Annotated in this window: 13 protein-coding genes; 6 read left to right on the top strand and 7 right to left on the bottom strand. The window is 71.7% G+C overall.

Annotation, left to right across the window (positions count from 1 at the left end; genetic code table 11):
- Positions 1-71 precede the first annotated feature (71 nt).
- The 4 genes from KRR39_RS15000 to KRR39_RS15015 all read right to left on the bottom strand — a co-directional run bounded on the left by KRR39_RS15000 (position 72) and on the right by KRR39_RS15015 (position 6566).
- A complete protein-coding gene (locus tag KRR39_RS15000; protein ID WP_216938094.1) occupies positions 72-1133 on the bottom strand; it encodes a BMP family lipoprotein in 1062 nt (353 codons plus the stop codon).
- A 177-nt stretch (positions 1134-1310) separates the two neighbouring features.
- On the bottom strand, positions 1311-2495 hold the full coding sequence (locus KRR39_RS15005) for an amidohydrolase (protein ID WP_216938096.1): 1185 nt from the start codon (positions 2493-2495) through the stop codon (positions 1311-1313).
- 85 nt (positions 2496-2580) lie between these two features.
- A complete protein-coding gene (locus KRR39_RS15010) occupies positions 2581-4821 on the bottom strand; it encodes a S8 family serine peptidase (protein ID WP_216938098.1) in 2241 nt (746 codons plus the stop codon).
- A gap of 119 nt (positions 4822-4940) precedes the next feature.
- Positions 4941-6566, bottom strand: coding sequence for an acyl-CoA mutase large subunit family protein (locus KRR39_RS15015; protein WP_216938099.1), 1626 nt, complete (start codon positions 6564-6566; stop codon positions 4941-4943).
- 98 nt (positions 6567-6664) lie between these two features.
- Here KRR39_RS15015 and KRR39_RS15020 point away from each other — a divergent pair, with 98 nt between their 5' ends.
- The 6 genes from KRR39_RS15020 to KRR39_RS15045 all read left to right on the top strand — a co-directional run bounded on the left by KRR39_RS15020 (position 6665) and on the right by KRR39_RS15045 (position 12976).
- The gene (locus tag KRR39_RS15020) at positions 6665-8074 is read left to right on the top strand and encodes an amidase family protein (protein WP_254185169.1); all 1410 of its coding nucleotides are present in this window, start codon (positions 6665-6667) and stop codon (positions 8072-8074) included.
- 1166 nt (positions 8075-9240) lie between these two features.
- On the top strand, positions 9241-9645 hold the full coding sequence (gene sdhC, locus KRR39_RS15025; RefSeq protein WP_302053504.1) for a succinate dehydrogenase, cytochrome b556 subunit: 405 nt from the start codon (positions 9241-9243) through the stop codon (positions 9643-9645).
- Between the two features lie 3 nt (positions 9646-9648).
- Positions 9649-10083 (top strand): succinate dehydrogenase hydrophobic membrane anchor subunit, encoded by a 435-nt coding sequence (locus KRR39_RS15030; protein ID WP_216938103.1) that lies wholly within the window; start codon positions 9649-9651, stop codon positions 10081-10083.
- 11 nt (positions 10084-10094) lie between these two features.
- Complete coding sequence (gene sdhA, locus KRR39_RS15035) at positions 10095-11828, top strand: succinate dehydrogenase flavoprotein subunit (protein ID WP_216938105.1); 1734 nt, start codon at positions 10095-10097, stop codon at positions 11826-11828.
- A complete protein-coding gene (locus KRR39_RS15040; RefSeq protein ID WP_254185171.1) occupies positions 11828-12586 on the top strand; it encodes a succinate dehydrogenase iron-sulfur subunit in 759 nt (252 codons plus the stop codon). Before sdhA ends, KRR39_RS15040 begins: the two co-directional genes overlap by 1 nt.
- A 102-nt stretch (positions 12587-12688) precedes the next feature.
- Positions 12689-12976 carry a DUF1707 domain-containing protein gene (locus tag KRR39_RS15045; protein ID WP_216938107.1) on the top strand — a complete coding sequence of 96 codons (288 nt, stop codon included), beginning with the start codon at positions 12689-12691 and terminating at the stop codon, positions 12974-12976.
- A 13-nt stretch (positions 12977-12989) separates the two neighbouring features.
- On the opposite strand, the gene KRR39_RS15050 is transcribed toward KRR39_RS15045, so the two are convergent.
- Genes KRR39_RS15050 through KRR39_RS15060 form a run of 3 tightly spaced genes read right to left on the bottom strand, consistent with a single transcriptional unit; the run spans position 12990 to position 15198 of the window.
- Complete coding sequence (locus tag KRR39_RS15050; protein ID WP_216938108.1) at positions 12990-13241, bottom strand: SCO4848 family membrane protein; 252 nt, start codon at positions 13239-13241, stop codon at positions 12990-12992.
- On the bottom strand, positions 13238-14131 hold the full coding sequence (locus tag KRR39_RS15055; RefSeq protein ID WP_216938110.1) for an alpha/beta fold hydrolase: 894 nt from the start codon (positions 14129-14131) through the stop codon (positions 13238-13240). Before KRR39_RS15055 ends, KRR39_RS15050 begins: the two co-directional genes overlap by 4 nt.
- Positions 14128-15198, bottom strand: coding sequence for a YihY/virulence factor BrkB family protein (locus tag KRR39_RS15060; RefSeq protein WP_216938112.1), 1071 nt, complete (start codon positions 15196-15198; stop codon positions 14128-14130). The genes KRR39_RS15055 and KRR39_RS15060 overlap by 4 nt, the downstream gene beginning before the upstream one ends.
- Positions 15199-15207 lie beyond the last annotated feature (9 nt).

A 15207-nucleotide genomic window follows, 5' to 3' on the forward strand; every position in this document is an offset into this window, starting at 1 on the left:
TCGGACGGAACGCTACCGCGTCCTGTTCCGAGCCCGTGGCCCAGTGATGCTCCCGTGCGAACGGGGGTCGATCAGAGGGTGTTGGGAACCTTGATCTCGCCGGAGACGATCTTCTCCTTGTAGGAGTCGATCTGGTCCTTGATGTCGTCGATCTGGCCGCCACTGGTGGCGTAGCCGACACCGTCGCGCTTGAGGTCGTAGACGTCGAAGCCGGCCTTGGTGGTGCCGTCCTTGAAGGCCTTGGCGAAGTCGTAGACCGCGACGTCGACGCGCTTGAGCGCCGAGGTCAGGATGTGCGACTGCTGGTCCTTGGGGGCGGTGAGGTACTGGTCGGAGTCCACGCCGATGGCGAGCTTGTCCTCGGCCGCGGCCGCCTCGAAGACGCCGTTGCCGGACAGGCCGGACGCGTGGAAGACGATGTCAGCACCGTTGTCGTAGAGCGCCGTCGCGGCTGTCTTGCCACCCGGCGGGTTGGCGAAGGCCTTCTGGTCGGCCTGGTCGGAGAGCCACTTCATCTCGACGGTGGCCTTCGGGTTCACGGCCTTGACGCCCGCCTGGTAGCCGGCGGCGAACGGGTCGATGATCGGACCCTTGACGCCACCCACGAAGCCGACCTTGTTCGTCTTGGTCTTCAGGCCGGCGGCGACACCGACCAGGAACGAGCCCTGCTCGGGGGAGAAGGCCAGGTTGGTGACGTTGTCACCCTCGGCCGCACCGTCCACGATCGCGAACTTCAGCTTCGGGTACTCCTTGGCGACCGTGGTCACCATCGGGGTGTAGACGAAGCCGACCGCGATGATCGGGTCGTAGCCCGCGTCCGCGAGGGTGCGCAGGCGCTCCTCCTTGGCGGAGTCCGGCTCGTCAGGAGCCGCCTCGGACTCCTTGCAGGTCGCGTCGAGGTCCTCGCTGGCCTTCTTGGTGCCGGCCGCGGCCAGGTCGTTGAACGACTTGTCGCCCCGCCCGCCGATGTCGTAGGCCAGGCCGATCTTCGGGCCGCTGCCGCCGGACGCGCAGAGGCCGCCCTTGTCGGAGCTGCCGCTGGCCGAGCTCGTCTGTGTGTCCTTCTTGGCACAACCGGTCACCGCGAGCGCCATGACAGCGGTGACAGCTGCAATCTTGGTCAGCCGACGCAAGATGCCTCCTTGTTTTGTGCGCCACCTGTCAGGCGCAAACCAGGCCACACCCTAATGCCCGGAACCGGTCCGGGAGCCCGCTCACGGGACGCCGCACGAAGTTGTTACCAGTTCGGTAGCAAGCGCGGGTTTCGGAAGAGCCGCGGAGGGTCACGGGCAGTGCCCGGCCGGTCCCCGTCAGGCGTCGAAGGTGGTGAGCACGGCGCCGGCGAGCACCTTGGCGCCCACCCCGATGGCCCGCTCGTCGATGTGCAGGTCGCCCTGGTGCAGGTCGTAGGTGCGGCCGCCCGGCGTGCGGGTGCCCAGCCGGCCCATCGCGCCCGGGATGTCCTCGAGGTACCACGCGAAGTCCTCGCCACCGAGGCTCTGCGGGGTGGACACCTCGCCGTCCTCGCCGAGGACCGCGTGCACGGCGCCCGCGAGCAGGGCGGTCGAGAATGGCTCGTTGACGACCGGCGGGACGCCCCGGACGTAGGTGACCTCCGCCCCGACGCCGTACGGCGCCAGGATCTGCCCGATCAGCCCGCGGACCAGGTCCTCGGCGTCGGCCCAGGCGACCGCGTCCAGCATCCGCAGGGTGCCGGCGCACTCGCCGGAGGCCGGGATGACGTTCTTCGCCGACCCGGCCCGGACCACGCCCCACACCAGGCTGGCGCCGGCCCGCGGGTCGAGGCGGCGGGACAGCGCGCCGGGCAGCTCGGTGACGAGCTTGCCGAGCGCGTAGGTCAGGTCCTCGGTGAGGTGCGGGCGGGAGGTGTGCCCGCCGCGGCCGGTCAGCCGGACGGTGAGCGCGTCGGCGGCCCCGGTCAGCGGACCGACCCGCAGCCCGACCCGGCCGACGTCGATGGTGGGGTCGCAGTGCAGCCCGTAGACGTGGCCGACGCCCTCGAGGGCGCCCGCGGCGATCACCTCCAGCGCGCCGCCGGGCATGACCTCCTCGGCGGGCTGGAACAGCAGGCGGACCCGTCCGGCCAGCGGCGACTGCTCGTGGGCCCGGGCCAGCGCGATGCCGGCGCCGACCAGGGCCGAGGTGTGCACGTCGTGGCCGCAGGCGTGCGCGACGCCGTCCGCGGTGCTGACCCACGGCTCGCCGCCCCGGTCGTCGACCGGGAGGCCGTCGAGGTCGGCACGCAGCGCCACCATCGGGCCGTCCGCGGCGCCCAGCTCGGCGAGCAGCCCGGACTTGGGCAGCAGCTGCACGTCCAGACCGGCGCGCTCCAGCCGTTCGGCGATCAGCGCCGTGGTGCGGGTCTCCTGCCAGGCCAGCTCCGGGTGGGCGTGCAGGTCGCGCCGGAGCGCCACCAGCTCCTCCTCCAGGGCGTCGACGGCGTCGATGCTGAGACGGAGAGGGGAGGGGGGCATGTGAGCAGACGTTACCGGAGCGGACGCGCACGAATGGGGGCGGACCACCGTCGCGGCGGCCCGCCCCACGGTTCGTGCGCAGTGGTTACTTGGCGAACGCGTAGAGCACCGAGTGCGCCACCCCGCCCAGGTCCAGCGTCGCCGAGTGGTCACCCTTGGCGACCGCCCTGCCCGGGCTGTAGCTGACCGTGACGGTCACCGACCCGGTCGCGGGCACGACGACCGACGCCGGTGAGGCGCTGAACGCGTCGTCGCCCTTGACCGTCAACGGCAGCTTCTGGGCGACACCGGTGAGGCCGGTCAGCGTGAGGGTCCGGCTCAGCGCCTTGCCGCTCCCGGACGGCACCGCACCGAACGAGGTGCTGACCGAGGAGAGCGCGACCTCGGCGGTGACCGCCGCGTCGACGTCCTCGAGCCCGGCGCCGATGACCACCGGGTCGGTCTCCTCCTTGCCCAGCACCTTGTAGTTGTCCAGCACACCCTGCTTGGCGGTGTTGGTGATCGCCGAACGGACCTGCCACGCGTCCCACAGCGGGTGGGCCTGGAGGACCACGGCCGCCGTGCCGGCGAGGTGCGGGCTGGCCATCGACGTACCGGAGAAGAACGCCCAGCAGCCGTCGGGGTTCGTCCCCGCCTCGCAGAAGCTGCTCGGGATCGAGGACAGCACGTTGACACCGGGCGCCACCACGTCGGGCTTGACCCGGAAGTCCACGTCGGTCGGACCCTGGCTGGAGAAGCCGGCCATGATGTCGCTGTTCGCGGTCTGGACGTAGCTCCTGTCCGTCCCGATGGTGGTCGCGCCGCCCGCAGCGGCGATGCCGGTGAGCGCCGCCTTGTCGGCGAGGCCCGCCATCACGGCCGGCAGCTTCGTCGGGAAGGCCGCGTCGGCTGCCATCGCCGTCGGGTCGCCCGCGACGTTGTTCACCACGATGACGGCGGTGGCCTTCTGGGCCTCCGCGACGGCCACCTTGTTGCCGAAGGTGCAGTCACCGCGGGACACGAGGGCGATGTTCCCTGCCACCGAGGCCGGGTAGCTCCCCGTGGCGCAGCCGAGTCCCAGGTCTCCGGCCGCGGTCGGCTTCGCGGCGACCAGCACGCCGCTCAGCGGGGTCATCGGCGTCGTGAAGTCACCGGCAGCCGTCTCGAAGCGGGACGCTCCCGACGTGACCGGGACACTGATGAAGTGCCCCACAGATGCGGCGCCGGCGGTCAACGCCCGCTCCGCCGACCCGGGCGACCCGACCGTGTAGTGGCCCGGGCCGTCGTTGCCGGCCGAGACCGCGACGACGATGCCGGCGCGGTCGAGGTTGTCGACCGCGACGGTCAGCAGGTCCTGGTTGCCGTGGGCGTTGCCGCCCAGGCTCATGTTGATGACGTCCATGCCGTCCTCCGCCGCCGCCTGGAGGGCGTTGAGGATGTCCTCGCTGCGGGCGTCGGTGATGTCGCCGGGGAAGACGTTGTAGCTGCCGAGCAGCGCGCCGGGGGCGACGCCGCTCGGGTCGTAGGTGATGTCGACGCCGTCGATGCTGGCGGGGGTACGCGCGTCGCAGGCGATCGTGCCGGCGACGTGGGTGCCGTGGTCCTGGACGGCCTTCGCGTCGTACCCGAGGCCGGCCGCCTTGTTCGCGAACACCCGGGCGACGATCACCTTGTTGTTGGTGTACGCGCGGTTGCCGAGCTGCGTGGTCGCCGGGAAGCCCTGCTGTCCGAAGCACGGGTGGGTCACGTCGATGCCGGTGTCGACGACGCCGACCTTGATCCCGTGCCCTGCGTTGACGGCGCCACCGTCCCGCACACCGAGGGCGGGGCTGCCGGCCGCGGCCCAGCCGGCCATCGCGTCGATCAGGGACAGGTCGGGGTCGTCTGCCGTCGGCGAGTAGGAGCCCTGGTAGCCGACGGAGGTGACACCCGGACCGGAGCGCAGGGTGCTCAGCGACGTGCCGTTCAGCCGGACGGCCACCGCGTTGACGGCCACGTCGTACTCGCCGGTGACCTTGGCGGACGGGGCGTTCTTCTTCAGCCACTGCTTGAAGGTGTTGCGCTGGTCGACCAGGAGCGCGCGCTCGCTCTTCACGGCGGTGCTGCCGAAGTCGATCTTGCGTCCCTTTGCGGGAGCGGTCCGGGCATCGGTGGCGAGCGGGGCGCGCGAGAGCCCGACGACGGCGCTGCTGCTGTCCACTCCCGTCGGGGCGACCGTGTCACTGTTCGGGTTGCGCCCCGACGAGGCCGGCGCGGCGGAGGCGTCGAACCCGCCCGTCACGCCGAGGGTGAGGGCCGCACCGGCGGCCAGCAGGGCAAGGCTTCGGCGTTGTCTCGAGGTGGGCACGTCTCTCCAGAGGGCTCGCGAGCGCCGTCGGCGCTGGGTCGTGGTCGGAACGTAGCCCCTCGCACCCTGTGAGCGGTAGATCCTGCTGTGAGCCAGATGTCCGCCGAGAGACTTTTTTGCTAGAACGCGTCCGGCGGGACGTAGGCCCCCCACACGTCGCGCAGCGCGTTGCAGACCTCCCCCACCGTCGCCTTCGCCCGGAGCGCCTCCTTCATCGGGTAGAGCACGTTGTCGTCGCCGCGCGCGGCCTCCACGAGCGCCGCCAGCTGGCGGTCCACCTCGCCCTGGTCCCGCTCCGCGCGCAGCTTCGCGAGCCGCTCGGCCTGCTGCTCCTCGATGGCCGGGTCGACGCGCAGCCCCTCGAACGGCTCCTCCTTCTCGGAGGTGAACCGGTTGACGCCCACGACGATCCGCTCGCCGGTGTCGATGTCGCGGGCGATCTGGTAGGCCGCCTTCTCGATCTCGTTCTTCTGGAAGCCCCGCTCGATCGCGGCGACCGCGCCGCCCATCTCCTCGACCTGGTCCATCAGCTTGCGGGCCTCGGCCTCGACGTCGTCGGTGAGCGCCTCCATGACGTAGGACCCCGCGAACGGGTCGACGGTCTTGGTCACGTCGGTCTCGTAGGCGATGACCTGCTGGGTGCGCAGCGCCAGGCGCGCCGACTTCTCGCTGGGCAGCGCCAGCGCCTCGTCGAACGAGTTCGTGTGCAGCGACTGGGTGCCGCCGAGCACCGCGGCCAGGCCCTGGATCGCGACCCGGACCAGGTTCACCTCGGGCTGCTGGGCGGTCAGCTGGACGCCGGCGGTCTGGGTGTGGAACCGCAGCATCTGCGACTTCGGGTCCTGGGCCCCGAACTCGTCGCGCATCACCTGGGCCCAGATCCGGCGGGCCGCCCGGAACTTCGCGACCTCCTCCAGGATCGTCGTACGCGACACGAAGAAGAAGGACAGCCGCTTGGCGAAGTCGTCGACGTCGAGCCCGGCCTTGACCGCCGCGCGGACGTACTCGATCCCGTCAGCCAGCGTGAACGCGATCTCCTGCGCGGGCGTCGCCCCGGCCTCGGCCATGTGGTAGCCGGAGATCGAGATGCTGTTCCACCTCGGCACCTCCGACTTGCAGTAGGCGAAGATGTCGGTGATCAGCCGCAGCGACTGCGCCGGCGGGTAGATGTAGGTGCCGCGGGCGATGTACTCCTTGAGCACGTCGTTCTGGATCGTGCCGGTGATCTTGTCGCCGGGGACGCCGTTCTCCTCCGCGACGAGCTGGTACATCAGCAGCAGCAGCGCGGCGGGGGCGTTGATCGTCATCGAGGTCGAGACCTCGTCGAGCGGCAGGCCGTCGAACAGCAGCCGCATGTCCTCGATCGAGTCGATCGCCACCCCGACCTTGCCGACCTCGCCGTGCGCGATGGCGGCGTCGGAGTCGTGGCCCATCTGGGTGGGCAGGTCGAAGGCGACCGACAGCCCGCCGGTGCCGTTCGCGACGAGCTGCTTGTAGCGCTGGTTGGACTCCTTGGCGGTGCCGAAGCCGGCGTACTGCCGCATCGTCCAGGGCCGGCCGGTGTACATCGACGGGTAGACGCCGCGGGTGAACGGGTACTGCCCCGGCTCGCCGAGGCGGGTCTCCGGGTCGAAGCCCTCGAGCGTCTCGGGGCCGTACAGCGTCTTGAAGGGGAGCCCGGACTCGGTGAGGTTCTGGTCGCCGGCGCCGGGCGGGCCGGCCGTGGGAGCTTCGCCTGCAGTCATGCCCGAACAGTACGGCGACCGGTCCTCGCCGCGCACCGTGAACATTCCCACTCCCCCGGTGCACCGGGTGGTGTGGTGCGGGGTGCGAGGATCGGCGGGTGACTCTGGAGACCGCCGTGGAGCGGGTGGAGCGGGCGCTGGCCCGGGCCGACGAGGTGGACGGGATGGTCGCGGCGGTGTGCACGCCCGACCCGGCGGCGCGGACCCGGGCGCGGGAGCGGGACGCGGAGACCCGCGAGGGTCGCTCCCGCGGGCCCCTGCACGGGTGGCCGGTGCTGGTGAAGGACAACGTCGACACCGCGGACCTGCCCACCACGGCCGGCTCCCTGGCCCTGGCCGCGCAGCCGAACCCGGCCCGCGACGCGGCCCTGGTGACCCGGCTCCGCGAGGCCGGCCTGGTCGTCCTGGGCAAGGCCAACCTCAGCGAGTGGGCGAACATCCGGGACGAGGGCTCGGCGTCCGGGTGGAGCGGGTACGGCGGCCTGACCCGCAACCCGTACGCCCTGAACCGGTCCGCCGGCGGGTCGAGCTCGGGCAGCGGCGCCGCGGTGGCCGCCGGCATCACGCCCCTCGCCGTGGGCACCGAGACGGACGGCTCGATCTCCTGCCCGGCCGCGTTCAACGGCTGCGTCGGGATCAAGCCGACGGTGGGCCTCGTGCCGACCGACGGGGTGGTGCCGATCTCCCGGTCCCAGGACTCCCCCGGCCCGATGGCGTCGACGGTGCGGGACGCGGCCGCGCTGCTCGGCGTGCTCGCCGGCAACGGCACCGACTACGCGTCGTACGCCGTGGACGGCCGGCTCGCCGGGAAGCGGATCGGCGTCCCGCGGGCGAGGTACTGGGGCTACAGCAGCCACGCCGACGGGCCGGCCGAGCGCGCGGTGCAGCTGCTGGCCCGGCAGGGCGCGACGATCGTGGACGGCACCGACCTCACCAGCATGGAGGAGTTCGACGGGCACGACGAGCTGCTGGTGATGCTGGCCGAGCTGCGCAGCGGCCTGGAGGGCTACCTCGCCGGCCGGCCGGGCGACGGCCCCCGCACGCTCGCCGACGTGGTCGCCTGGAACCGCGCGCACGCCGACGTCGAGCTGCAGCACTTCGGCCAGTCCCTGTTCGAGCAGGCCCTGGAGGGGCCGGGCGTCGGGAGCCGGGAGTACGCCGAGGCCCGGGCCCGCTGCCTGCGGGCCGGACGCGACGACGGCATCGACGCGGTCCTCCGGGCCCACGACCTGGACGCGCTGGTCACCCCGTCCTACGGACCCGCGGTCCCCATCGACCTGGTCAACCCGGAGGCGCACACGGGCTCCTGCACCACGCCGAGCGCGATCGCGGGCTACCCGCTGCTCACCGTGCCGTCGGGGCTGTCCGCCGGGCTGCCGGTCGCCGTCTCCTTCTGGGGTACGGCGGCCAGCGAGCCGACCCTGGTCGAGATCGCCGCGGGCTACGAGGCCGCGCGGGACCGCGACACCGGGCCGCTGCCGGCGCCGACCTTCCCGACCTTCGTCTGAGGAGCGCTCCGGCTACTGCATCAGCGTCGCCGCGCTGGCGAGCAGCGCGGTGAGCTCGGGGGGTGACCCGCAGCGGCTTGCGGGCCGGGGTGTCCGGCGGGAAGTCCCCGACGACCGAGACCGCCTGCCCGTCCTTCGCGACGACGTAGCCGGTGCCGGGGATCGTGAACGCGGTGCCGGCGTCGATGCCGGGCACCGGCCGGCTGTCGAGGTACCTCTTCTGCGAGAGGAAGAACGGCCCGGCCTGGGTGTTGCTGTAGACGCCGACGGTGACCGTGCGGGGGTCCCGGGGCCCGGTCGCGAACGTGCACATCGCCGAGCGGTCCTTGTACTCCAGGGTCCGCGAGACACCGGCCGGTGCGCCGAGCACGCCGTCGACGGCCCGCTGGTCCAGACGGGAGCAGACGCCCTTGGTCTGGTCGTCGGTCTCCGGCGGGTCCGTGGGGACGCTGCGGGCGACCGCCGCGGCCACCGCGGTGACGTCCTCGAGCCGCGAGGCCTCGTCGCTGGGCTTCACGGCGAGCACCCGCGCCAGCGTGTTGCCGCGCAGGAACGACACCGTGGTGAACCGGGCCAGGTCCGCGGCCCGCGCGGCGTCCCCGACCCCGTCGACCGGCTCGCCGGGCATCCGGGCCAGGTCGGCACGGGTGGCCGGGGCGCGCCCGACGCTGACCACGAACGTGTAGGAGTCGAACGAGACGCCGAACCCGCACTGGTCGACGAGGCCGCCGTACCCCTTGAGCGTGGTGAGCTGGCGGCTGGTCGGCTCACCGGCCTGCCCGGCGGCCCGGCGGACCTGCGCGGGCGTCGCCAGCGAGCAGACGTCGAGGGCGCTCAGCAGCGGCCCGGCCGACACGGTCGGGGCGGTGCCGGTGGCCGGGGACGAGGCGGACGTCGCGGGGGTGGCACCGGCTCCGGCCGGGCGGTCGGTGCTCCCGGACGAGCAGCCGGACAGCAGCAGCGCGAGCACGGCGACGAGGAGCAGACCGGTCGGGCGGTGACGGCGTGGCACGAGGGCATCCCCCCTGGTCGAGACGGAGGATCACGGTAGCGCCCGCCCGCCGTCGTTTCGCGAAGGGCGCCGTGCGGTAATTGATCTCACAGGCCTCGCCGTACGTCGCGGTCCAGACCGCGGATAGAGTGCTGAGGTTGCCCGTTCACCAGCTATGCATGTCGAGTTCGGAGGAATCGGAGTGGCTACCTCTCCGGCAGGAACGCTTTATCGGGGCCGTGAAGGCATGTGGAGTTGGGTCCTGCACCGGATCACCGGTGTCTCGATCTTCTTCTTCCTCTTCGCCCACGTCGTCGACACCGCCATGGTGCGGGTGTCGCCGGACGTCTACAACACGGCCGTCGAGACCTACAAGAACCCCATCGTCGGGGTGATGGAGGTCGGGCTCGTCGGCGCCGTCCTCTTCCACGGCCTCAACGGCGTGCGGATCATCCTGGTCGACTTCTGGGAGAAGGGTCCGCGCTACCAGCGCCAGCTGACGTACGGCGTCGCCGGGCTGTTCGTGGTCCTCTTCGTGCCGTTCGTGATCCGGCACCTGTCGCACGTGTTCGGAGGCTGACCCATGACCACGACCGCTCCCCAGATCGTCCCGCCGCGCTCGAGGTCCTCGCGCGGCAACTTCGAGCTGAACAGCTGGCTGTTCATGCGCGGCTCCGGCCTGCTGCTGCTCGTGCTCGTCTTCGGGCACCTGTTCGTCAACCTGATGCTCGGCGAGGGCATCACCCAGATCGACTTCGCGTTCGTCGCCGGCAAGTGGGCGAACCCGTTCTGGCAGGTCTGGGACCTCGCGATGCTCTGGCTGGCGATGCTGCACGGCTGCAACGGCCTGCGCACGATCATCAACGACTACGCAGCCAAGCCGAACTCCCGGTTCGCGCTGAAGACGCTGCTCTACTTCGGGACCGCCGTGGTCATCGTGCTCGGCACGCTGGTGATCTTCACCTTCGACCCGTGCATCGACCCGAAGTCCACTCTCGACGTCTGCACGATGAAGTGAGGCACTGACCCATGGTCCAGCAGCACAAGTACGACGTCGTGATCGTCGGAGCCGGCGGCGCCGGCATGCGTGCGGCCCTCGAGTCGGGCAAGCGCACGCGTACGGCGGTCCTCACCAAGCTCTACCCGACCCGGTCCCACACCGGCGCTGCGCAGGGCGGCATGTGCGCCGCCCTCGCCAACGTCGAGGAGGACAACTGGGAGTGGCACACCTTCGACACCGTCAAGGGCGGTGACTACCTGGTCGACCAGGACGCCGCGGAGGTGATGGCCAAGGAGGCCATCGACGCGGTCCTCGACCTGGAGAAGATGGGCCTGCCCTTCAACCGCACCGACGAGGGCAAGATCGACCAGCGCCGGTTCGGCGGCCACACGCGCAACCACGGCGAGGCCGCCGTACGTCGCTCGTGCTTCGCCGCGGACCGCACCGGCCACATGATCCTGCAGACGCTCTACCAGCAGTGCATCAAGCACGACGTGGAGTTCTACAACGAGTTCTACGTGCTGGACATGTGCATGACCGACGGCCGGGTCAGCGGCGTGGTCGCCTACGAGCTGGCCACCGGCGAGATCCACGTCTTCAACGCCAAGTCGGTCATCTTCGCGACCGGCGGCTTCGGCAAGGTCTTCCGCACCACGTCCAACGCGCACACGCTCACCGGTGACGGCATGGGCATCGTGTGGCGCAAGGGCCTCCCGCTCGAGGACATGGAGTTCTTCCAGTTCCACCCGACCGGCCTGGCCGGGCTCGGCGTGCTGCTCTCGGAGGCGGCCCGCGGCGAGGGCGGGATCCTGCGCAACAGCGAGAACGAGCGCTTCATGGAGCGCTACGCCCCCACCATCAAGGACCTCGCGCCGCGCGACATGGTCGCCCGGGCGATGGCCAACGAGGTGCGCGAGGGACGCGGGTCCGGGCCGGACAAGGCCTACGTCTACCTCGACCTGACGCACCTGCCGCGCGAGCAGATCGACGCGAAGCTCCCCGACATCACGGAGTTCGCCCGGACCTACCTCGGCGTGGAGCCCTACACCGAGATGATCCCGGTGTTCCCGACCGCGCACTACGCGATGGGCGGCGTCCCGACCAACATCAAGGGCGAGGCGCTGGCCGACAACCACACCGTCATCCCCGGCCTGTACGCCGCCGGCGAGGTGGCCTGCGTGTCGGTGCACGGCGCGAACCGGCTGGGCACCAACTCGCTGCTGGACATCAACGTCTTCGGCCGTCGCGCGGGCACCTACGCCGCGGACTACGCCTTGGGCACGGACTACGACGAGCTCCCGGAGAACCCGGAGGCCATGGTCGTGGAGATGATCGAGCAGATGCGCGACGCGGGCGGCTCGGAGCGGGTGGCGGCGATCCGCCAGGAGCTCCAGGCCACGATGGACATCAACGCGCAGGTCTACCGCACCGAGGGGTCGCTGAAGCAGGCGCTCTCCGACCTCGAGGGCCTCAAGGCGCGCTACGCCAACGTGTCGGTCCAGGACAAGGGCAAGCGGTTCAACACCGACCTGCTGGAGGCCATCGAGCTGGGCTTCCTGCTCGACCTGGCCGAGGTGCTGGTCACCTCGGCGCTGGCCCGCAACGAGTCGCGCGGCGGTCACTTCCGCGAGGACTACGCCACCCGCGACGACGTGAACTTCATGCGTCACACGATGGCCTACCGCAACGAGGACGGCAGCATCCGGCTCGACTACAAGCCGGTCATCGAGACGCGCTACAAGCCGATGGAGCGGAAGTACTGATGAGCACCGACACCGCGACCGACACCCCCACCGGGCCGGCCCCGAGCACCACCACCATGACCGTCACGGTCAAGATCCTCCGCTACAACCCGGAGGTCTCCGAGGAGTCCAGGTGGGAGAGCTACCAGGTCACGGCCGAGCCGACCGACCGCGTGCTCGACGCCCTGCACAAGGTCAAGTGGGACCTGGACGGCTCGCTGACCTTCCGCCGCTCGTGCGCGCACGGCGTGTGCGGCTCGGACGCGATGCGGATCAACGGCAAGAACCGGCTGGCCTGCAAGACGCTCCTCAAGGACGTCAACCCCAGCCAGCCGATCACCGTGGAGCCGATCAAGGGCCTGCCGGTCCTCAAGGACCTCGTCGTCGACATGGAGCCGTTCTTCGCGGCCTACCGCTCGGTGATGCCGTTCCTGGTCACCACGGGCAACGAGCCGACCCGCGAGCGGATCCAGACCCAGGCCGACCGGGAGCGCTTCGACGACACCACCAAGTGCATCCTGTGCGCGGCGTGCACCACGTCGTGCCCGGTCTACTGGAGCGACGGGCAGTACTTCGGCCCGCAGGCGATCGTGGGCGCGCACCGGTTCATCTTCGACAGCCGGGACGAGGGCGGCGACCAGCGCCTGGAGATCCTCAACGACAAGGAGGGGGTGTGGCGCTGCCGCACCACCTTCAACTGCACCGAGGCCTGCCCGCGCGGCATCGAGGTCACCAAGGCGATCCAGGAAGTGAAGCGCGCGCTGATCTTCCGCCGCTGACGCCGTCCTCGGCACCGGCGCACCGGTCCCCGCTCCGTCCTCGGAGCGGGGATCGTCGCGTTTCCGGGTCCGGCGGCTCCGTCCGGTGTGAGAATCGGCGGCATGGAGGAGTACCAGCTCGAGGACGAGCAGCGCGAGAGGGCGGTCGCCTACCTCGAGCAGGAGCACGCCCGCGGCGTCTTCGACGACGTCGAGCTGGCCCGTCGTACGACGGAGGTGCGGGAGGCGAGGACCGTCGCGCAGCTGCTGGCCGCCACCGCCGACCCGGCCGTCGCGGCCCTCGAGCCGGCGCCGCGCGCGGTGCCGAGCAACCGCACCGCACTGGTCGCCGGGCTGCTGGTCGCGGTCCTGGTCGTGGTGCTGCTCGTGGCGGCGTCCCGGATCCTCTGAGGGAGGCGCTACGTCACGGCGCGTCGACCCGGTCCGCCGTCCGGCTGCCGGTGGCCCGCCACGCCTGGACGCCGACCCGGGCGAGGACCCCGGCGATCACCAGGTTCACCACGATCAGCACGACGTGCGCGACCCAGTAGCCGGTCGGCCGGTCCTCCCCGGCGGCGTGCGCCGCGGCGAGGTTCTTGGTGAAGGTCGCGTAGGTGAAGACGTTCCAGGCCGCGACGGCCAGGAGCAGGACGGCGTGCTTGCGTCGGAAGATCACGGGTCCAGTCTGACGGACACGGGCAACCGGACCTCGTCCAGGGCGTCGGCCACCGCGCGGGCGCCGGCCTCCCCCAGCACGATCGTGTAGTGGTTGGTCCCGGGCACGTCGCGGGCCACCAGCCCGGGCAGCGCGCGCAGGTGCTCCGCGACCGCCTCGGCCGGGTAGAGCCCTCCCGGGTCGCCCAGCATCCCGGCCGGCGCCCGCAGGAACACGGTGCCCTCCGGGAGCGCGGCCACGCGTACGGCGGCCCCGTCGGCGTCGAGCAGGTCGGCGGAGTCGTCGCGGACGGCGGCCAGCGAGACGCTGGACCGGTCGCCGTCGAGGTCGTAGGCGAGGTAGTCCTCCACCTCGGGGGTCCAGGCGCCGGCGAACGCGGGGTGCGGGCGCCAGAAGTCGAGGTACTCCTCGAGGGAGCCGAAGGTCATCGTGAGGCGCCGGGCGGCGGGCCCGATCGTGGCGTTCAGGGCCTCCTCGGGGGTGGTGCCCTCCGGCGGGCCCGGGAGCGGCAGCCCGCCGTCGACGAGCACGGCGCCGGAGCCCCGGTCGGGGTGCCGCGCGCCGAACGCGGCCGCCACGAATCCGCCCATCGAGTGGCCGAGGACCAGCGGGGCGGGCAGCTCGAGGTGGTCCAGGACGGCGAGCAGGTCATCGGCGTGCCGGTCCATGCCGGCCGGGCCCTCCAGTCCCCCGCTGCGGCCGCGCCCGCGCAGGTCGGGGGCGACGACGGTGCACCGGTCGAGGGCGGCGAGCGTCTGCCAGCACCGGTGGTTGCCGGTGACGCCGTGGGCGGCCAGCACCACCGGCGCCCCGGGGTCGCTCGCCGTCCACCGGCCCACCCGGAGCAGGCCGCCGGGGACCGGGACGTCGAGGGTGTCGTAGGTGGTCATCGGGTTCCTCCTCGTAGGACGCGCATCAGGGCCGCGCCGAGCAGCGCTCCCGCGCCCGCGGCGACGGCGATCGCCCACGGCCGGTCGGTGACGGCCGCCGGGGCGGGCGCGCGGGTGTCGGCCGCCTCGAGGGCGAGCGCCGCCCCTGGGGCCCGCATGGCCTCCGTGGTGCGCCGCTCCAGCGCGGTCGTCGCGGTGTAGGCCCAGGCCGCGGCGTACATCACCAGCCGGGAGAAGTAGTTGATCCAGACCAGCAGGATCAGCGTGACGCCGAACACCTGGAAGGCCGGGTTGCCCTGGGTCTGCTTGAGCAGCAGGTTGGCGCCGAGCTTGAGCACCTCGAAGCCCACCGCACCGAGCAGGGCGCCCCGCAGCAGCGCGCCGCGCGGGACGTGCGACTCGGCGACCAGCAGCCGGAACATCGTCAGCAGCAGGACCGTGGAGGCCGCGAGGGCCAGCGCGTGCCCGACGACGCCGACCAGAACGGTCGGCACCAGCGATCCGGAGTCGATGCCGACCCAGCCCAGGATCAGCCCGGTGAACCCGGTCACCGCGGCGGACAGGGCGACGGACACGGTCAGCGTCAGGCCGACCAGGACCAGGGTGCCGAGGTCGCGCAGCTTGCCGACCAGGAAGTTCGGCTGCTCCTGGCGGGGCACCACGAACATCACCTCGAGGGCCTGCCGCATGCCCGAGAGCCAGCCGAGCCCGGCGTAGACCACCACGACCAGGCCGACGATCCCGATCGTGCCCGAGTAGGACTCGATCGTGGACAGCTTGATCTGGCCCGGGTCCGAGCCGATCACCCCGGGCACCAGCTTGTTGATCTCGACGACCATCTGGTCCTTGAGGTCGGGGTAGAGCTGGGCGAGCAGGCCGATCACGAAGAACCCGAGCGCCAGGATCGGGAAGAACGACAGGAAGCCGAAGAACGTCACGGCGCCGGCCTGGGCGTTGCCGTTCACGGCGCCGTAGTGCTGCACCATCCGGACGACGTGGTCCAGCCACGGGTACGTCGCACGCAGCCGGGCGACGGCGGCAGCGGCGCGGTCCTTCAGGGACGCCACGACGGGGAC

This window comes from Nocardioides panacis (genome assembly GCF_019039255.1).
Lineage (GTDB): Bacteria > Actinomycetota > Actinomycetes > Propionibacteriales > Nocardioidaceae > Nocardioides_B > Nocardioides_B panacis.